The sequence below is a fragment of the Paraburkholderia rhizosphaerae genome, assembly GCF_004366595.1.
Taxonomy (GTDB): Bacteria; Pseudomonadota; Gammaproteobacteria; order Burkholderiales; family Burkholderiaceae; genus Paraburkholderia; species Paraburkholderia rhizosphaerae.
Genome location: NZ_SORE01000026.1, coordinates 26,659 through 45,812, shown reverse-complemented (window position 1 = coordinate 45,812; position 19,154 = coordinate 26,659). Strand labels below are relative to the sequence as shown.

The 19,154-nt window shown below is 61.7% G+C and carries 14 protein-coding genes and 2 tRNA genes; 14 read left to right on the top strand and 2 right to left on the bottom strand.

The features are described 5' to 3' along the window. The 14 genes from BX592_RS27075 (at window position 1) to BX592_RS27005 (ending at window position 13,544) form a co-directional block, all read left to right on the top strand. Window positions 1-642, top strand: coding sequence for a CoA transferase subunit B (locus tag BX592_RS27075; RefSeq protein ID WP_134196358.1), 642 nt, complete (start codon window positions 1-3; stop codon window positions 640-642). Window positions 643-977: 335 nt separating this feature from the next. After that, window positions 978-1,853: an alpha/beta fold hydrolase gene (locus BX592_RS27070; RefSeq protein WP_243849752.1), complete on the top strand. Its 876-nt coding sequence runs from the start codon at window positions 978-980 to the stop codon at window positions 1,851-1,853. Window positions 1,854-1,948: 95 nt separating this feature from the next. Beyond that, window positions 1,949-2,302, top strand: a complete 354-nt coding sequence (locus BX592_RS27065) for a RidA family protein (protein ID WP_134196356.1) — start codon at window positions 1,949-1,951, stop codon at window positions 2,300-2,302. A gap of 96 nt (window positions 2,303-2,398) precedes the next feature. Next, a complete protein-coding gene (locus BX592_RS27060) occupies window positions 2,399-4,705 on the top strand; it encodes a RelA/SpoT family protein (protein ID WP_134196355.1) in 2,307 nt (768 codons plus the stop codon). Window positions 4,706-4,885: 180 nt separating this feature from the next. Next, window positions 4,886-4,962, top strand: a tRNA-Val gene (locus BX592_RS27055). A gap of 318 nt (window positions 4,963-5,280) precedes the next feature. Then, window positions 5,281-7,188, top strand: coding sequence for a threonine--tRNA ligase (gene thrS / locus BX592_RS27045; RefSeq protein ID WP_134196354.1), 1,908 nt, complete (start codon window positions 5,281-5,283; stop codon window positions 7,186-7,188). Window positions 7,189-7,238: 50 nt separating this feature from the next. Then, the gene (infC, locus tag BX592_RS27040; protein ID WP_134196353.1) at window positions 7,239-7,763 is read left to right on the top strand and encodes a translation initiation factor IF-3; all 525 of its coding nucleotides are present in this window, start codon (window positions 7,239-7,241) and stop codon (window positions 7,761-7,763) included. Window positions 7,764-8,086: 323 nt separating this feature from the next. Then, window positions 8,087-8,284, top strand: a complete 198-nt coding sequence (rpmI, locus tag BX592_RS27035) for a 50S ribosomal protein L35 (protein WP_134196410.1) — start codon at window positions 8,087-8,089, stop codon at window positions 8,282-8,284. 29 nt (window positions 8,285-8,313) lie between these two features. After that, entirely contained in the window at window positions 8,314-8,673 is a 360-nt protein-coding gene (gene rplT, locus BX592_RS27030) for a 50S ribosomal protein L20 (protein ID WP_006052502.1), read from the top strand. A gap of 192 nt (window positions 8,674-8,865) precedes the next feature. After that, complete coding sequence (gene pheS, locus BX592_RS27025; RefSeq protein WP_166676480.1) at window positions 8,866-9,879, top strand: phenylalanine--tRNA ligase subunit alpha; 1,014 nt, start codon at window positions 8,866-8,868, stop codon at window positions 9,877-9,879. A 105-nt stretch (window positions 9,880-9,984) separates the two neighbouring features. Beyond that, complete coding sequence (gene pheT, locus BX592_RS27020) at window positions 9,985-12,426, top strand: phenylalanine--tRNA ligase subunit beta (RefSeq protein ID WP_134196352.1); 2,442 nt, start codon at window positions 9,985-9,987, stop codon at window positions 12,424-12,426. An 80-nt stretch (window positions 12,427-12,506) separates the two neighbouring features. Continuing rightward, on the top strand, window positions 12,507-12,917 hold the full coding sequence (locus BX592_RS27015) for an integration host factor subunit alpha (protein ID WP_134196351.1): 411 nt from the start codon (window positions 12,507-12,509) through the stop codon (window positions 12,915-12,917). A gap of 67 nt (window positions 12,918-12,984) precedes the next feature. Next, the gene (locus BX592_RS27010; RefSeq protein ID WP_134196350.1) at window positions 12,985-13,383 is read left to right on the top strand and encodes a MerR family transcriptional regulator; all 399 of its coding nucleotides are present in this window, start codon (window positions 12,985-12,987) and stop codon (window positions 13,381-13,383) included. 84 nt (window positions 13,384-13,467) lie between these two features. Next, window positions 13,468-13,544 (top strand) — tRNA-Pro (locus BX592_RS27005). Window positions 13,545-13,745: 201 nt separating this feature from the next. On the opposite strand, the gene tssM is transcribed toward BX592_RS27005, so the two are convergent. After that, a complete protein-coding gene (tssM, locus tag BX592_RS27000; RefSeq protein WP_134196349.1) occupies window positions 13,746-17,753 on the bottom strand; it encodes a type VI secretion system membrane subunit TssM in 4,008 nt (1,335 codons plus the stop codon). 28 nt (window positions 17,754-17,781) lie between these two features. Beyond that, on the bottom strand, window positions 17,782-19,101 hold the full coding sequence (tssL, locus tag BX592_RS26995; protein ID WP_243849748.1) for a type VI secretion system protein TssL, long form: 1,320 nt from the start codon (window positions 19,099-19,101) through the stop codon (window positions 17,782-17,784). Between the last annotated feature and the right edge of the window lie 53 nt (window positions 19,102-19,154).

Here is a 19,154-nt window from a genome sequence, read left to right as displayed (position 1 = left end):
ATGGCCTGGAATCGTGACGAAATGGCCGCGCGTGCGGCGAAAGAATTGCAGGACGGCTTTTATGTGAACCTCGGCATCGGCTTGCCGACGCTGGTCGCGAATCATGTGCCGAAGGGTGTCGAAGTGTGGCTGCAATCGGAGAACGGTCTGCTCGGCATCGGCCCGTTTCCGACTGAAGACGAAATCGATGCGGACATGATCAACGCCGGCAAGCAGACGGTCACCACGCTGCCCGGTTCGTCGATCTTCTCGTCGGCGGACTCGTTCGCGATGATCCGCGGCGGCCACATCAATCTCGCGATCCTCGGGGCGATGCAGGTCAGCAAGACCGGCGACCTCGCGAACTGGATGATCCCGGGCAAGATGATCAAGGGCATGGGCGGCGCGATGGATCTGGTCGCGGGCGTCAAGCGCGTGATCGTGCTGATGGAGCATGTCGCGAAGGGTGATCAACACAAGATTCTCGACGCGTGCACGTTGCCGCTGACCGGCGTCGGCGTGATCGACCGGATCATTACCGATCTCGGCGTGATCGATGTGACCGACAAGGGCCTGAAACTGGTTGAGCTCGCGCCCGGCGTGTCGGTCGATGAGATCAAGGCGAAGACCGGCGCGCCGCTCGATGTGAGCGCGGTGCACTGAGCGGTTCGATCGCAGTGAGATGCGACAGCGGGCGTGGCGAAAGTCACGCCCGCTGTGTTTTTTTAGCGCTATCGCGGCGTCGCGCGCGGCCTGCATCGCGTCACGTCGTGGCGTTGAAAATCAGGCAGCTACAATCGACGGCATGGCGATTGCGCTAAGACCTCGCATTTTTGGCTCCGCGCGCGTCTACTGCCGCGCTCTGACCGCTGTTTTGACTCTGCGTGTCGTTATCCGACAGTTCCGACTTCGTTTCGTCCGCACAGGAGGGCATCACGATGACCGACGTGTCCGCTTCCACCACCCGCACCGACCTCGATACCGCTTGCGTTCACCGCATGCCGCGACAGCGCTACGTGCAGTGTCTGAGCCCCGCTGGCCTGCATCGCGTCGCATACACGGAGTGGGGCGATCCGCACAACCCGCGCGTGCTCGTCTGTGTGCATGGCCTTACGCGCAGTGGCCGCGATTTCGACCGCTTTGCCGCAACGATGGCGGCGACGCATCGAGTCGTGTGTCCTGACGTGGTCGGCCGCGGCTTGTCGTCATGGCTCGCCGACCCCAACTTCTACGGCGTGCCGCAGTACGTCGCGGACATGGTGACGCTGGTCGCGCGGCTTGAAGTGGAGACGGTCGACTGGTTCGGCACGTCGATGGGCGGGTTGATCGGCATCGGGCTGGCGGGACTGAAGGGGTCGCCGGTGCACCGGATGTTGATCAACGACGTCGGTCCGCATATCGAACCGGACGCGCTGAAACGGATCGGCGCCTATCTCGGCCAGCCCGCACGCTTCAATACGTTGCAGCAGGGTATCGAGCACGCGGCGTTGCTGGCCGAATCGTTCGGACCGCTGACGCCCGATGAATGGCGTGAGATCAACACGCCGCTATTGCACGAGCGCGACGGCGCCTGGCAATTCCGCTACGACCCACGTATCGCGCAACCGTTTACGGCCGTCACGCCCGAGATGTCCGCGCTCGGCGAAGCGGCACTGTGGAAAGCGTTCGCGGCGATCGAGGGGCCGGTGCTGGTCGTGCGCGGCGCGCAATCGGACCTGCTGTCGCGCGAGACGGTCAAGCAGATGATCGAGCGGGGGCGCAACGTATCGAGCGTCGAAATTGCGGGCGTGGGACACGCACCGGCGTTTCTCGCCGCCGATCAGATTGCGCTCGCGCAGCGCTTCTTCATCGGCGAATCCGTTGACGCGTCATAATAGAGGGTCGTGCCGCCGGCGCGTGTCCGCGTTGCCGGCCTTGCGCACTCAACCGCAACCTGAACTGCACAACCATTCAACCAACAGGGACTTTCATGGCAGTCATTCGTCACCACATCGGCAAGCGTCTTTCGGAAATCGCCGTGCACAACGGAACCGTGTACCTGGCCGGCCAGATCGCCGAAAACACCGATCAGGATATCGGCGGCCAGACGCGCGAAGTGCTCGCGCATGTCGACCGTCTGCTTGCCGAGGCGAACAGCGACAAATCGCATCTGCTGTCGGTGCAGATTTTTATCGCCGACATGAATCATTTCGCCGGCATGAACGCGGTGTGGGACGAATGGGTCGCGCAGGGCGCGACGCCGCCGCGCGCGACCGTTGAAGCGAAGCTCGCGAACCCGAAGTGCCTCGTCGAAGTTGTCGTGGTGGCCGCGCAGCGCAGCTGATGTCCTTTCGTTGCACCGCGGTCGCTGTAACTGTAACTGTTGTAGTTGTTTGACCGCCCGCTCGCCCGCGGTCCATATGCCGCGGGCCGCTGCATCATGAATACCGAGACCCCAACCGCCGCTGCCGCCTCCCTGCCATCGTTCGATGACGCGCTTGCGTTCGTGCGCGAGCGTGCGGGCGATGCACGGCTGTCGTCGGGCGAGTCGGTCGCCGACCATGCAGCGGGTACCGCGTCGATCATGTGCACGCTCAACGTCGATCCGCCGGCGGTGCTGGCGGCCGCGTTATTCGACTTGACGCCGTATCTGGAAGACCCGGAGAAAGTGATCGCCGGGAGGTTCGGCGACGAAGTCGCGCAGATCGTCGCCGACGTGCGCAAGCTGCTGCGCCTCGGTACGGTCAGCCTGCGCGCTGCCGCGCAAAGCGCGCTGCCCGATGCCGGCGGGCGCGACGCGCAGGCGGCGCGTCGTGCGCAGGTCGAAGCGTTGCGCAAGATGCTGCTGGCGTTCGCGCAGGATATTCGCGTCGTGTTGATCCGCCTCGCGTCGCGTCTGCAGTCGTTGCGTTACTACGCGGCGGCGAAGCTGGCGCCGCCGCCGGACGTCGCGCGCGAGACGCTCGACGTCTACGCGCCGCTCGCGAACCGGCTCGGTATCTGGCAATTGAAGTGGGAGCTTGAAGATCTCGCGTTTCGCTTCGAGGAGCCGGCCACCTACAAACGGATCGCGAAGCTGCTCGATGAAAAGCGGGTCGAACGCGAGACGTACATTTCCGAAGCGATCGCGCGACTGGAGAGCGAGCTTGCGGCCGCGCATATTCGCGCCGAAGTCAGCGGACGGCCAAAACACATCTATAGCATCTGGCGCAAGATGCGCGGCAAGGACCTCGACTTCTCCGAGCTCTACGACGTGCGCGCATTTCGCGTGATCGTGCCGGACATCAAGGACTGCTACACCGTGCTCGGTATCGTGCACAACTTGTGGCAACCGGTGCCGAGGGAATTCGACGACTATATTTCGCGGCCCAAGCCGAACGGCTACAGGTCGTTGCATACCGTCGTGATCGGCGACGACGGCCGCGCATTCGAAGTGCAGATTCGCACGCAGGAGATGCATCAGTTCGCCGAATACGGCGTTGCCGCGCACTGGCGCTACAAGGAAGCGGGCACGCGCGGTTACGGCGGACAGTTCAGCTCGAGCGGATCGTATGACGAGAAGATCGCATGGTTGCGCCAGTTGCTCGCGTGGAAGGACGATGTGTCGGAGCGCGAAGACGAGCGCGATCGCGACGGCGAGCCGGCGGTGGACAACGGTGGCGACGCGGCGCGCGGCGACGCGGACCCGTCGCGCCAACCATGGCGCCATCTGCGCGATGCGACGCTCGATGACGATCACATCTATACGCTCACGCCGCAGGCACGTGTGATTCCGCTGCCGCATGGTTCGACGCCGCTCGATTTCGCGTATCACCTGCATAGCGAGCTTGGGCACCGCTGCCGCGGCGCGCGGGTCGACGGTGCGATGGTGCCGCTCAACACGCCGTTGCAGAACGGGCAGACGGTCGAAATCGTCACGGTGAAGGAGGGCGGTCCTTCGCGCGACTGGCTCAATCCGCAACTGGGTTATCTGAGCAGCAGCCGGGCGCGGCAAAAAGTGCGTGCGTGGTTTAACGCGGTCGATTCCGCGGAGAACGTCGCGAACGGCCGCGCGCTGGTGGAAAAGACATTGCAGCGCGAAGGCAAGACATCGGTCAGTCTCGACCAGCTTGCCGCGAAGCTCGGCTTCAAGGCGCCGGAAGATCTGTATGCGGTGGTCGGCAAGGAAGAGTTCAGTTTGCGCCTGATCGAGCAGGCGTTGCACGATGCGCCGCCGGCCGAACCCGAAGTCGAAGCGCCCGAGCAGTTCGAAAAGCGCAGCAGCGGCGCGAGTGTCGCGCACGGCGCGTCGACCGGCGTGCTGGTGGTCGGCGTCGATGCGTTGCTCACGCAGCTCGCGCGGTGCTGCCGGCCGGCGCCGCCGGATGACATTGCTGGCTTCGTCACGCGCGGCAAGGGCATGTCGATCCACCGCAGCGATTGCCCGACCTTTCTGCGGATGGCCACGCGTGCGCCGGAGCGCGTGTTGCAGACCACGTGGTCCGCGGAGGTGATGAACGGACGCGGGCACTCGGTGTATCCGGTCGATCTCGCAATCGAGGCGACGGATCGGCAGGGGCTGCTGCGCGACATCTCCGAAGTGTTCGCGCGCGAGAAGATGAACGTGATCGGCGTGAAGACGCAATCGCGGCGTAACGCGGCTTATATGCTGTTCACCGTCGAGGTGTCGAGTGCATCGCAGATTCAGCGCGCGTGCAGTCTGCTTGGTGAAGTGACGGGTGTCGTGCGTGCGGCGCGCAAGGCTTGATCGGGTCGAGCGGACATGCTTCGGGGTTCAGCACACGGCGATTTCGTACCGCCATTTCCTCTGCCATTCCGGCCACCTTCTACACGCCGCTGGCGCGCGCAAAAATGACCGGCATTTTTAAAGTCGACGCATAAAAATACTTGCCAACACTCTGAGTGCTCCATATAATCTCGTTTCTTCAGGCTCGTAGCTCAGCTGGTTAGAGCACCACCTTGACATGGTGGGGGTCGTTGGTTCGAGTCCAATCGAGCCTACCAACGAAAATCGAAGCATCGGTGAATTGCAGTGCGGTTATGCAGTCATCGGTGTTTCACCAATCCGCAAGAGTCTGGCATCCGCCAGAATGACGAACATGGTTATGACACCGCGAACGTTGACCGAAACCACTTCGGAGCGACGCTAGTCGAGGACCCTGTTCGCCTTTATCGCCCTTGCGATTTGCTGAAAAGTGAATGCGGCCCCTCGATAGCGGGGCCGCATTTTTTTTGCCTTTGGTTTTTGTCGTTTTTGTCGCGAATCGTTTTTAAACGGATTGTCTCAGCCGCCGCCGGCCGGTCGGCATCACGGAGAACACAATGGTTTCGATACGTCTGCCCGATGGTTCTGTTCGACAGTACGATCACCCCGTGACGGTCGCCGAAGTCGCGGCGTCGATCGGCCCGGGTCTCGCGAAGGCGGCGCTCGGCGGCAAGCTCGACGGTGAGCTCGTCGATACGTCCGCGCTGATCGATCACGACGCGTCTTTGGCCATCATCACGGACAAAGACGCGGACGGCCTCGACATCATTCGCCACTCGACGGCGCACCTGCTCGCGTACGCGGTTAAAGACCTGTTCCCCGAAGCACAGGTGACGATCGGTCCGGTGATCGACAACGGCTTCTACTACGACTTTTCCTACAGCCGACCGTTTACGCCAGAAGATCTTGAGAAGATCGAAAAGCGCATGCAGGAACTCGCGAAGAAGGACGAGCCGGTGTCGCGTCGTGTCGTGTCGCGCGACGAGGCGGTCGAATATTTCAAGAGCATCGGCGAGAAATATAAGGCTGAGATTATCGAGTCGATTCCGGCCAGCGACGAGATCAAACTGTACTCGCACGGCGGCTTCACGGATCTGTGCCGCGGGCCGCATGTGCCGTCGACGGGCAAGCTGAAAGTTTTCAAGCTGATGAAGCTTGCCGGTGCGTACTGGCGCGGCGACGCGAAGAACGAGCAGTTGCAGCGTATCTACGGCACGGCCTGGACGAAGAAGGAAGACCAGGACGCTTACCTGCACATGCTCGAGGAGGCGGAAAAGCGCGACCACCGCAAGCTCGGCAAGCAACTCGACCTGTTTCACATGCAGGACGAGTCGCCGGGCATGGTGTTCTGGCATCCGCGCGGCTGGACGCTGTGGCAGCAGGTCGAACAATACATGCGCCGTCGCGTGAACGACGCGGGCTACCAGGAGATCAAGACGCCGATGATCATGGACCGCTCGCTGTGGGAAGCGTCGGGTCACTGGCAGAACTACCGCGAAAACATGTTCACGACGGAATCGGAAAAGCGCGACTACGCGATCAAGCCGATGAACTGTCCGGGGCATGTGCAGGTGTTCAATCACGGGTTGCGTTCGTACCGCGATCTGCCGCTGCGTTTCGCGGAATTCGGCTCATGTCATCGGAACGAGGCGTCGGGCGCGCTGCACGGGTTGATGCGCGTGCGCGGCTTCGTCCAGGACGACGCACATATTTTCTGTACGGAAGACCAGTTCATCAGCGAGTCGATCGCGTTCAACACGCTGGCGATGAGCGTCTATAAAGATTTCGGCTTCGATCAGGTCGACATCAAGCTGTCGTTGCGCCCGGATGCGCGGGCCGGCACGGACGAAACGTGGGATCGCGCGGAGGAAGGCCTGCGCGAGGCGCTGCGCGCGTGCGGTGTGCAGTGGGAGGAACTGCCGGGCGAGGGCGCGTTTTACGGCCCGAAGGTCGAATACCACATCAAGGACGCGCTCGGCCGGTCGTGGCAGTGCGGTACGTTGCAGCTCGATATGGTGCTGCCGGAGCGTCTGGGCGCGGAATTCGTCGCCGAAGACAACAGCCGCCGGCGGCCGATCATGCTGCACCGGGCAATCGTCGGCTCGATGGAGCGCTTTCTTGGAATCCTGATCGAGCACCATGCTGGTGCAATGCCCGGCTGGCTCGCGCCTTTACAGGTTGTGGTGATGAATATCGCGGAAAGTCAGGCCGAATATGCGAAAAATCTGGCTCATTCGTTGCAAAAACAAGGGGTTAGAGTTGAGGCTGATTTGCGCAACGAGAAAATAAGCTATAAAATACGCGAGCACACGCTTCAAAAGGTCCCGTACCTGCTTGTCGTAGGCGATAAGGAGCGTGATGCTCAAACGGTAGCCGTGCGTGCCCGTGGCGGCGTCGATCTGGGCGTAATGCCTGTCGACGCGTTCAGCGAGCGTCTGCGCCAGGAAGTGCAGTCGTTCCAGTAGCCCACCTGGCAGCGCGGCTCCTTTTTTTCAATTTTTAGAGGAAACGTAACATCGCTACTGATAAGTCGTCGCATCGCATCAACGGTGAAATTACGGCACCCGAGGTGCGTCTGGTCGGAGTTAACAACGAACCGCTTGGCATCGTAAAGCTTGCTGATGCGTTCCGTATGTCGGAACAGCAAGACGTAGATCTGGTCGAAATTGCCCCACAGGCAGTCCCGCCGGTTTGCCGTCTGATGGACTACGGCAAGTTCAAGTACCAGGAAGCGAAGAAGCAGCACGAAGCCAAGCTGAAGCAAAAGGTTATCCAGGTCAAGGAAGTCAAATTCCGCCCGGGTACCGATGATGGCGATTACAACGTCAAGCTCCGCAATCTCGTTCGCTTCCTCGAAGACGGCGACAAGACGAAAATCACGTTGCGTTTCCGTGGCCGCGAAATGGCTCACCAGGAAATCGGTATGCGGATGCTCGAGCGCCTGCGCACCGACCTCGACGAAGTCGGCCAGGTTGAGCAGATGCCAAAGATGGAAGGGCGCCAGATGATCATGGTGCTGGCGCCGAAGAAAAAGAAGTAAGCTCGCGCATCGCGTGATGCGCGCTGGGTTCGCCGGAACCGGCGGTCTCAGGTGGCTCTCGCAGTTTTTGCAGTGGGTTTGAGGTTGAGCAGCACGTGCAGGAATCGAACGGCGCTTCGTCGCACTCATGTTGCGAACGCCGGCAACGTTTCGGAACGGCGCCCGCACCGGGTAGTACAGCGGGCGTTTGTCTGAAAAGCAGAGGCCGCATCGTCATAGCGTCGGCCGTCTGCATACCAAGTGGACTGGGTTTCGAAGGGCGGGTGAAGGGCCGTCATGGCCAACCGCACACCCATATCCATCAAATAATGGAGTTGTTCGTCATGCCTAAGATGAAGACGAAGAAAAGCGCTGCAAAGCGCTTCAAGGTGCGTCCGGGCGGTACCGTCAAGCGCGGTCAAGCCTTCAAGCGCCACATCCTGACCAAGAAGACCACGAAGAACAAGCGTCATCTGCGCGGTTCCACGGCTGTCCATGAGACCAACATGGCTTCCGTGCGCGCAATGCTGCCGTTCGCGTAACCCTTAACCGATACTCATAGGAGCGAAACATGCCTCGAGTCAAACGTGGGGTTACCGCACGGGCCCGTCACAAGAAGATCATCAAACTGGCCAAGGGTTACCGCGGCCGTCGCAATAACGTCTACCGCATCGCCAAGCAGGCGGTGATGCGTGCAGGCCAGTACGCGTACCGCGATCGCCGCAACAAGAAGCGTGTGTTCCGCGCATTGTGGATCACGCGTATCAACGCGGCGGTGCGTCAGCATGACATGACGTATAGCGTGTTCATCAATGGCCTGAAGAAGGCGTCGATCGAACTCGACCGCAAGGTGCTGGCCGACATGGCTGTGTTCGACAAGGCTGCTTTTGCGGCAATCGTTCAGCAGGTGAAAGCCGCCGTTGCAGCCTGATCGTGCCGGGTGCACCTTGGTGCACCACCGGCGCCAGAAGCAAGGCGCCTGGTAACAGCAAGGTTCGTTGCAGCGAATATCCGGACTTTCCGGTGACGCTGCAACAAGAACGGGGCTCCTCACCGAGCCCCTTTTTTGTTGGTCGAGCCGGAATTGCTTCAATTGAACACTGACGTTGAGAAGATGGGATCAATGGACCTGGACCAAATCGTCGCGGACGCGCAAAGCGCCTTCGAACATGCTGCGGACGTCACGACGCTCGAAAACGAGAAGGCGCGTTTCCTCGGCAAGTCGGGCGCGCTGACCGAACTGTTGAAGGGGCTGGGCAAGCTCGATCCCGAAGCACGCAAGACCGAAGGTGCGCGCATCAACGTCGCGAAACAGCAAGTGGAAGCGGCGCTCACCTCACGTCGCCAGGCACTCGCCGATGCGCTGCTCAACCAGCGTCTCGCCGCCGAGGCGATTGACGTGACGTTGCCCGGACGCGGTCAGGGCGCGGGCAGCCTGCATCCGGTGATGCAAACCTGGGAGCGCGTCGAGCAGATCTTTGGCTCGATCGGCTTCGATGTCGCCGATGGCCCCGAGATCGAAACCGACTGGTACAACTTCACCGCGTTGAACAGCCCGGAGAATCATCCGGCGCGTTCGATGCAAGACACGTTCTATGTCGACGGCAAGGATGCCGGCGGACGTCCTCTGCTGCTGCGTACGCACACGAGCCCGATGCAGGTCCGCTACGCGCGCACTCATACACCGCCGATCAAGGTGATCGTGCCGGGCCGCACCTATCGCGTCGACAGCGATGCAACCCACTCGCCGATGTTCAACCAGGTCGAAGGCCTGTGGATCGAAGAGAACATCAGCTTTGCGGACCTGAAGGGCGTGTACACCGACTTCCTCAAGAAGTTCTTCGAGCGCGACGATATTCAGGTGCGTTTCCGCCCGTCATATTTCCCGTTCACCGAGCCGTCGGCCGAGATCGACATGATGTTCGAGCACGGCAAGAACGCGGGCCGCTGGCTCGAAATTTCGGGTTCGGGCCAGGTTCATCCGACGGTGATCCGCAACATGGGCCTCGATCCGGAGCGCTATATCGGCTTTGCATTCGGCAGCGGCCTCGAGCGTCTGACGATGCTGCGCTATGGCGTGCAGGATCTGCGTCTGTTCTTCGAAGGCGATCTGCGCTTTCTGCGGCAGTTCGCCTGAACCCGATTGCGCCGCACACTGTGTTGTTGGCGCGGCGCGGGCATAGCGATGCATCAGCCCGCGCTGGCCGGACGTTGACTCAACCCGTTTAGAACGTACAGAACCATGCAATTTCCGGAATCCTGGCTCAGAACCTTCGTCGATCCGCAGCTGACGACCGAGCAACTGTCGCATGCGCTGACGATGTCCGGTCTTGAAGTCGAAGATCTGCGGCCGGTCGCGCCGCCGACGTCGAAGATCGTCGTCGGCCGCGTGCTTGAAGTGGTCAAGCATCCAGATGCGGACAAGCTCAACGTCTGCCAGGTCGACGCGGGCACCGGTGCGACGCTGAATATTGTCTGCGGCGCGCCGAATGTTGCGCCGGGCATCAAGGTGCCGGTTGCACTGGTCGGCGCACAACTGCCGCCGGCGGAAGAGGGCGGTGCGCCGTTCGCGATCAAACTGTCGAAGTTGCGTGGCGTCGAGAGCCAGGGGATGTTGTGCTCGGCCCGTGAGCTAAAGCTTTCGGAAGATCACAGCGGTCTCTTGGTCCTGCCGGAAGACACGCCGATCGGCCAGGATATTCGCGACACGCTGAAGCTCGACGATACCGTTTTCGAAGTCAAACTGACGCCGAACAAGGCCGACTGCCTGTCGGTGTTCGGCATCGCGCGCGAGACGGCTGCCATTACGGGGGCGCCGCTCAAGCCGGTCGACATCAAGCCGGCGCCGGTCGCGTTGAACGAAACGCTGCCGGTGAAGATTTCGGCTCCCGACCTGTGCGGCCGCTTCTCCGGCCGTGTGATTCGTGGCGTGAACGCACGCGCGAAGTCGCCGCAATGGATGGTAGAGCGCCTCGAACGTTCTGGCCAGCGCAGCATCTCGGCGCTTGTCGATATCTCGAACTACGTGATGCTCGAACTCGGCCGTCCGTCTCACGTGTTCGATCTGGACAAGATCCATGGCTCGATGGATGTGCGATGGGGCAAGCGTGGCGAGACGCTCAAGCTGCTCAACGGCAATACCGTCGAGGTCGACGAAACGGTCGGTGTGATCGCCGACGATCGCCATATCGAAAGCCTCGCCGGCATCATGGGTGGCGACAGCACGGCGGTCACGCTCGACACGACCAACATCTACCTCGAAGCGGCGTTCTGGTGGCCGGACAGCATCCGCGGCCGCTCGCGCCGCTACAACTTTTCGACTGACGCCGGGCATCGCTTCGAGCGCGGCGTCGACTATTCGACCACCGTCGAGCATATCGAGCGGATCACGCAACTGATTCTCGACATTTGCGGCGGCCAAGCGGGCCCGGTCGACGATCAGATCGTCAACGTGCCGAAGCGCGCGCCGGTCAAAATGCGCGTCGCGCGTGCGCAACGGATCATCGGTATTGCGATCGGCGCCGATCAGATCGCGGACATTTTCACGCGTCTCGGTCTGGAGTTCGATCGCGACGGTGACACGTTCGCGGTCACGCCACCGCCGTATCGCTTCGATCTCGAGATCGAAGAAGACCTGATCGAAGAAGTCGCGCGCATCTACGGCTTCGAAAAAATTCCGGCGCGTCCGCCGGTCGCGAAAAGCGAAATGCGCGCGACCAACGAAACGCGTCGCTCGATCCATTCGCTGCGCCACGCGCTGGCGGCGCGCGATTATGCGGAGACGATCAACTTCAGTTTCGTCGATGCCGAGTGGGAACACGATTTCGCCGGCAACAGCAACCCGGTGCGCCTGTTGAATCCGATCGCAAGCCAGCTGTCGGTGATGCGCACGTCGCTGTTCGGCAGCCTGATCAATGTGCTGAGGCATAACCTGAACCGCCGTGCGGACCGGATTCGCGTGTTCGAAGCAGGTCGCGTGTTCCTGCACGACCCGTCGATTGCCGCGGGCGAAATGACCGTCGAAGGTTTCGCGCAGCCGAAGATGCTCGGCGCGCTCGCTTACGGTCCGGTGCTCGAAGAGCAGTGGGGCGTGCCGACGCGCGCGGTTGACTTCTTCGATGTGAAGAGCGACGTCGAAGCGCTGCTGTCACCGGCGCTCGCGTCCGCCGCGCGCTTCGTGAAGGCGGAACACCAGGCGTTGCACCCGGGCCGCAGCGCGCGCATCGAGATCGATGGACGCGCGGTCGGCTGGATCGGCGAACTGCATCCGCGCTGGATGCAGAAGTATGACTTGCCGCACGCGCCGATTCTGTTCGAAATCGACGCCGAAGCATTGATGGGTCGCGCATTGCCGAGCCCGACCGAAGTGTCGAAATTCCCGCCGGTGAGGCGCGATATCGCGGTCGTCGTCGACCAGAAAATCGACGCTCAGTCGCTGATCGACGAGATGCAAAAGGCGTTCCCGCTCGATGCGTGCAAGACCGTTCAGAGGGTTGCACTTTTCGATGAATTTCGTCCAAAATCAAGTACTTCCGGTGGGCTGGCAGCCCACGAGAAAAGCCTTGCGTTCCGTGTGACCTTGCAAGATACTGGTGGGACCCTTCAGGACGAAACGGTCGATCTGGCCATTCAAACCCTGGTGGATCGTCTGGCTCGAGCATATGGCGCACGGTTGCGCGGATAACCCGGAGGGCGCGGGTTGTTCGGGGCGGGTTTGGGTTGTTCCCGCATTCTCCGTTTCAGTTTGCGCGCCATTTGATAGATATGAATGAAATGAACTCGAGTGATTTCGAAGCCCTTCTTACGGCGCAACGTAGCGCCATGATTCGCGATACCCCGACATCATCTGCCGCGGCGCCGGGCGAAACGCCGACGCTGACGAAGGCCGAACTTGCCGAGTTGCTGTTCGACAACGTTGGACTCAACAAGCGCGAAGCGAAGGACATGGTCGAGGCGTTCTTCGAAGTGATTCGCGACGCGCTCGAAAGCGGCGACAGTGTGAAGCTGTCCGGCTTCGGCAACTTCCAGTTGCGCGACAAGCCGCAGCGTCCCGGGCGCAATCCGAAAACGGGCGAGGCGATTCCGATTGCCGCACGCCGTGTCGTGACGTTTCATGCAAGTCAAAAGCTGAAGGCGCTCGTTGAGAACGGCGCCGAGGCGAGCCTCGCGCGCTGATCGATAGCTGCCGATATAGATCGATACGCGCACGTTTCCGCGTAACCACCACGACGGCTAACTGACGATGACAGCGACGATCGAAAAAGTCGTCTTGCCTCCGATTCCGGCGAAGCGCTACTTCACGATTGGCGAAGTGAGCGAACTATGTGGCGTGAAGCCGCATGTGCTGCGTTATTGGGAGCAGGAGTTCACGCAGTTGCGGCCGGTCAAGCGCCGCGGGAATCGGCGGTATTACCAGCATCATGAGGTTCTGCTGATTCGCCGGATTCGCGAGTTGCTGTATGAGCAGGGCTTTACGATCAATGGCGCGCGCAATCGTCTCGATACGCATGGCGGCGCGCAGCGCGAAGCAGAAGAGCATGAAGAAGTCACAACGCCGGTGGTCACGCAGTCGATGGCAACCGTTGATGTCGATCAATTGCGCAAGGAGTTGCTGCACGTGATCGATCTGCTTGGACATTAAACGATCAGCGCTCTCGCACAATGAAGCCGATACGAGGTGCGAGCGTGCTCAGCGAGCGTAGTGTCTGTTATACTTGCCAGCTTTCGGGGCGTAGCGCAGCCTGGTAGCGTACCTGCATGGGGTGCAGGTGGTCGGAGGTTCAAATCCTCTCGCCCCGACCAGTATTGATAAGGGTTTGCGGGATTTTCCCCGCAAACCCTTTTTCATTTTTTGGCCCGCAGGTACTCACGGGGTACTCAAATCCACGAGCCTGGGCTGGCGCGCGCGGTCATCAGCGGGAGTCAAATCCTCTCGCTCCGACCCATACTGACAAGGCCCCTTCCGGATTCGCGCGGAAGCCCTTTTGCCGACGCAGGCGGGCATCATTGAGCCGCGTTCGACGGTGCCGCGAGCGTCGCGGTGGCCGACGGCAGTCCCGGCGGCGGTCCGCTATCAGGCAAGCCGAACATCGGCATCGAATTCGGGCAGCGGAACGTCGTCAGCACGTCGCTCGTGAGCGGGTTAGCGACGCTGCCGGCACTCGCGATATCGAGCACGGCCTTGCGTCCATCGAAATCGAACGCCGCACGCGTGCGTCCAGGCGTCGCTGTCCGGACGATCTTCCCTTTGCCGAGCAAGCGCATCAACGCCCAAGGGCCGTCCGTCGAGAGGGTCGACGTCTCGGCGCCGATGCGCGGGCTCGCGGTGAGTTCCGCATGCACGCCGCCGCGCGGCCCTGGCCAGGTCACGGGGAAGGGCGCAAGCGGACCGTGCTGGTACTGCATGCTTTGGCCGTCAATGTCGATGGCAAGTGCCGTCACCGTCGGATCGAGTTCCGGCACGCGAATATCGGCCTTCCATTGCAACTGCTTGCCCTGGTCGCCGAAGAACATTTCGCGGATCTGCTTCGCATGCTGGAACGGTTCGAGATCGGGGCCCTGCACCGGTTCGGTGGCGCCGGGCAGCGTCCGATACCGCCATGGTTTCGACGAGGTGTCGACGAACGGCGCGAGATTCTTCACGAAGAAATCGTCGATCACGCCGCCCTGAGCAAACACACGCGTGAAATCGTCGATGCCGACGTCGCGTGAACTGTCGGGCGCGAACGGATAGTTGCCTTCGACGGTCAGCCGGCATGTATCGCTGACCACCGCCTGCATCTGACGCGACAGCAACTGTCCAATGCCCTGATTGACATCGCGCGACCCATGCATCGACAGCGCCAGCAGCACGTCGCGAAATGGCGCAGGCATCGTATTCGCCGCCATCTTCAGTTTCGCTGCGGTGTCGCTGGCGGGCGGCATGCTGTTGTTGACGATCGCGTTGTCGGCAACGGTCAACGCGGTGTAGTACTCGTTGAGCAGACTCGTCACGCCGTCGAGCCCTGTCTTGCCCGCTTGCGCATTCGCTGCCGACGCGCCTGTCGATGTCTCGGCGCTGCCTGTCACCATCTCGCGCAGCGCGGCGAAATGGCTATCCACCAGTTCGCGCTCGATGCGTTCTTCCGCCCGGATACCGAGCACCTTATCCTTCTGCTGACCGAGTTGATCCGAGGTCCTTTGCAGCAACGACGCGTCGCTGCTCGCCGCCGCTTGCGTAAGCGTCGTTTCGCGCACCGCGGCGCGTGCAAGCCGGGTTAATGGAGAGTCGGGCGCCGCGAAGCGGCGCAGCACCTGAAGATTGAACGCCAGGCTCGTCCCTGCGATCGTGCGGACGTCGCCGAGAAACGCGTCCCACTGTCGCGCATATTCGGCCAGATAAAGCCGACGGATCGCTTCCGTCAACGGGTCATCGCTGCCCGTCACGGTGCTCGCGATTCCAGCCGTTTTTTTTTGAGCGTCGTGCGCGAAGCCGTCAAGATATGAACGGCCCATCACCCACGCATCGTCGTTACGAGCGGCCTGCACGAATTCGCGTAGACGCTTGTCGAACAGATTGCGGTAGCCGTCTAAAGTGAACAGGCCAGGCACGCCACGCGACAGCGGGGCGTCGCTGGCTCGCGTGAAGACTGTGCCGGCCTGTGGGCCGACCGCGCGCAGCAACGTGAATTCGTCGGGCGCTTCTTTCTGCACGTCTGCCTTCGCGCGATCATAGAGCCGCTGGGTCGCATTGCTCGTATCGAGGAAGGATCGCGCCTGCTGGATCAGCGCGTCGTTACGCATGAGGGGCGATCGAACGGCACGCTCGCCCGAGAAAAGATCTTCGACATGCCCGATCATCGATGCGCGCCCGCCGAAGATCGACGCACTGTCGCTTCGCGCCCAATCGTCGAGCACCCACGCCTTGACGTCCGATGCGTTGAATTTTGCGTTGTCGTACAGCATCAAATAAACGCGCAACGCGTCATAAGTCGCTTTCGCGTCCTTGCTGGCGATGGATTGCACCATCACATCTTCCAGCCGATGCACGATCGACGGCAGCAACAGATTGTCCTCAAGCGCGCGATAGGTGTCGCGGCTCGCATCGACAACCTGCTGCGCGCTGTACAGACCATATCGGAAGCGGCTGTCCGGCGCGGCGAGATCGAGGCCCGTCCACCTCGGCAGATAGCGGGCGTCGTTCAACGTGTCGGGCACGACCTCGGGCTTCGGTTCGCGATAGAGCTGCGCGACTGTCGAGGCGAGCGACTGCGCGTTGTGCGAAATGGCGTCCAGATAGTCGCTGTTGTTGCCGAAGCTGACGCGCAGACCCAGCACGAGCCAGATAAACAGCAGCAGGACGAGCGCATGGCCGAGCACGCGCGCGAGCCGGAAGCGATACTCCCAGCGCAGGTTGGGGCGCACAAGATGCGCTTCGGGGAAGACGACGCGGGTGAACAGGTCGTGCAGGAAATAACTTTGATGCGTGGCCGTCCTGGCCTCATGCGATCGGAAACGATCGCTTAGCCCCGCTATCAGACGCTGCACGATCGTCAGCGGTTCAGCAACGACCTTCGCCCCTCCTTGCAGCGCGCTGGTGAAGTACACCCCTCGAAGGGCGGCGCGGCTCTGTGTGTCGTCGTAGCGCGAATCGACGAATAGTTGCGCGAGCATATCCTCCAGCGCGCCGCTGAGTTCGGCGAAGGCTTCGGGCAGTGTCGCGAGGCGGCGACGACGTTCGACGTCGTACTCGTCTTCGAGTCGCGTGTTCATGCCGTCAAAGAGGCGCTTCGCCAGTAGCTTGAGCTCTGTGCCGCAACGCATCGCAAGATCGCCCCTCGCGCCCTGTCCCGTGAGCGGCAGTGTGAAACCCCACATCTGCGCTCGATGTTCTTCGGTCAATGACTCGAAATAGTCCGTGAAACCGGGTAACCGGTCCATCTGTGTGATCATCAGATAAACCGGGAAGCGGATGCCGAGCTTCGCGCGCAACTCGGCCAGCCGGTGCCGCAATTCGCTGGCCTCGGCGGAGCGTACCGCCGGATCTTGCGCCGTCAGCACGTCGATACTGACCGCAAGCAGTGCGCCATTGATCGGCGCCCGCGGCCGATGACGGCGCAGCAGATCCAGGACGCCAAACCACTCGCTCTGGTCGACCTGCTGACGCCAGCCGCTGTCGTCCAGCGAATCGCGCGGTGTCTGCGTGGCCACCGTGCGCCGAGTGCTACGTCGGGCGCCGATCGCGTCGTGTTTATCGCCGGGCAGGGCCAGAATCTGATTCGACGTGCCGTGATGCGTATAGTGCCCCGCGGTATCGATCAGTACGGCGTCGTTGGTCAGCCACCAGTCCACATTCCGCGTGGCGTCTGGCACGCTGGACGTGCGCGGAATCGATCCCGCAGCGGAAAAGGCCAACCCGGCGTTCAGCAATGCGCTGGTCTTGCCCGACGCAGTCGCACCAAGCGCGATATACCAGGGCAGTTCGTATAAGTAGCGCGTGCCTTGAAAGAGTTTCCCCGCGCCTCGCGCACCGGTTCGCATCGACTTCAGCCGTGCCAGCACCATGGCGAAGCGCGCTTCGATGTCCTCCAGCCGTTCGGCGGCCGGTATCGCTTCGCTTTTCTTGCCCAGCGCCAGCGCCTTTTTCAGAAATTCACTGTCACGACGCATCCGCTGCCAGAGCCTGTACAACCCATATCCGACGAAGAGCGCGATCACCGTTGCGATCGCAATGATGCGGGCCACGGCGGGTACGAATGGCTGCGCGTGCCCAACACTCAGAAGAGGCGACGCATACCAGATCAGCAGACACAAGAACGCGCCGATCACGATACCCGTCGACCAGTCCTTGAGCCAAAGCAGCACACCGACGAGCAAAAGCACGATCACAAGCACGCGCATGCCGATGCCCGCAAGCGGCCTTGATCCGCCAAGCGCGATGGTCGGTCCGACAAACCAGATCGCCAGCGCGACGACGATCAGCGCAAGCAATGCGAGGAACCAGCGCGATACCAGAAACGACAGCGTCTTCATCGTTGAATCCCGATGCACATGAGTTAAGTCAGGGCGTGACCGTGATGGCGACACGGCGGTTCTGTGCCCGGCCTTGAGCGGTCCGGTTATCGCCGATGGGATTCGACGCGCCTTTGCCGATTGCTTCGAGTCGCGCCGCGGGCACGCCGTCTGCCTGTAGCATCTGCATCACCTGGGTTGCGCGTTCCTCCGACAACGCATCGTTCGATGCGAACTGGCGGCTCCTGACCGGCACGCTGTCGGTATAGCCCGCAATCACGACCCTGCCCGGCACCTTGCTGATTTCGCGGGCGATCTTCGCGATCAATGGACCCATCGACGCATTGACGTTGACGGCGCCCGGCAGAAACATCGCGTCGCCGCGGAACGTCACCGCGCTGTGATGCGCGTCTTCGTCGACGCTCACAGTGCCCGCCGCGATTTCGTCCCTAAGCAGTTCCATCAGGCGCGGCAGTTTCGGGACGGGCGGCGGCGTCATCCGGGCGATCTCGATGATCTGTTTTTCGACGGCGGCGCTCCGTTCGAGCAGGTGATATTTGAACCATGCGAACAGGCCGGTCAGGATGACCCCGAGCACCACTAATGTGATCCAGACTGGAAAGTCGTAGACGGACAGGCGTCGTCCGCGCGCATCGGACTGGACGTGCGGTGCGAGCGCGATCGGCACGACACCACGGCGTGTCTGGAGCTCGTTGTAGATGCGCTGGCGCACGGCATCGTGTTTGCGCGCTCCGTCGGTTTCATGCCGGTAGCGACCCATGAAGCCGAGGCTGAGAATCCGATAGATCACCTCGAGCAGGTCGAGGTGGTCGTGCGGCTCGCTCATCAACCGGCCGATCAGCAGATAAACCTTGTCGCCGCCCTGACGGTCCTCATGAAACTCGGTGGCGAGACCATTGCTCATCCATTTGACGCCGTTGTCGCAATTGCCCCAGGCCGTTTGCGTCGCGGCGTCGTCCAGCGCCGTGCACAAACAGTAACGCGCGCCGATCATATGCTCGCGCCGGATGTTGGCTTGTTCGCATAGCCGCTGGAAAACGCGAATTTCCTGCTTGAGCAGCAGGTGTAGATGCGCGGTGCTGTTCACGTCGAGTTCATCGGGCATGTCGGCGAGCGCGCGCAGTAATGGACGCGCGGCTTCGAGCAATGGATTCGCCGCGGCTTCGACTGCACGAAGACGCGCCGCTTGCGGTTCGCCGGCAGGGATGCTGGAGAACGGTCTCGACGGCTCACCCTGTTTCCCGAACTCGGGCGATTCGGCCGTTGCGCGTGGACTGCCGCGTGGTTCGGCCGGGTCCGCGGATGCAACGCCTGTGCCCAATAGGGGAAGTCCTGCTTCTGTATTCACGGTGTTCCTCATGCTGTCATGACACGCGGACGCTTTGGCTGAACGACGCGGCG

What these genes read in the sequence shown, in the direction of transcription:
- BX592_RS27070 (WP_243849752.1), top strand. Translation starts at nt 978, where the DNA reads ATGCCGCGACAGCGCTACGTGCAGTGTCTGAGCCCCGCTGGCCTGCAT.
- BX592_RS27065 (WP_134196356.1), top strand. Translation starts at nt 1,949, where the DNA reads ATGGCAGTCATTCGTCACCACATCGGCAAGCGTCTTTCGGAAATCGCC.
- pheT (WP_134196352.1), top strand. Translation starts at nt 9,985, where the DNA reads ATGCAATTTCCGGAATCCTGGCTCAGAACCTTCGTCGATCCGCAGCTG.
- BX592_RS27075 (WP_134196358.1), top strand. Translation starts at nt 1, where the DNA reads ATGGCCTGGAATCGTGACGAAATGGCCGCGCGTGCGGCGAAAGAATTG.
- BX592_RS27015 (WP_134196351.1), top strand. Translation starts at nt 12,507, where the DNA reads ATGAATGAAATGAACTCGAGTGATTTCGAAGCCCTTCTTACGGCGCAA.
- rpmI (WP_134196410.1), top strand. Translation starts at nt 8,087, where the DNA reads ATGCCTAAGATGAAGACGAAGAAAAGCGCTGCAAAGCGCTTCAAGGTG.
- pheS (WP_166676480.1), top strand. Translation starts at nt 8,866, where the DNA reads ATGGACCTGGACCAAATCGTCGCGGACGCGCAAAGCGCCTTCGAACAT.
- BX592_RS27060 (WP_134196355.1), top strand. Translation starts at nt 2,399, where the DNA reads ATGAATACCGAGACCCCAACCGCCGCTGCCGCCTCCCTGCCATCGTTC.
- thrS (WP_134196354.1), top strand. Translation starts at nt 5,281, where the DNA reads ATGGTTTCGATACGTCTGCCCGATGGTTCTGTTCGACAGTACGATCAC.
- tssM (WP_134196349.1), bottom strand. Translation starts at nt 17,753, where the DNA reads ATGAAGACGCTGTCGTTTCTGGTATCGCGCTGGTTCCTCGCATTGCTT.
- BX592_RS27010 (WP_134196350.1), top strand. Translation starts at nt 12,985, where the DNA reads ATGACAGCGACGATCGAAAAAGTCGTCTTGCCTCCGATTCCGGCGAAG.
- rplT (WP_006052502.1), top strand. Translation starts at nt 8,314, where the DNA reads ATGCCTCGAGTCAAACGTGGGGTTACCGCACGGGCCCGTCACAAGAAG.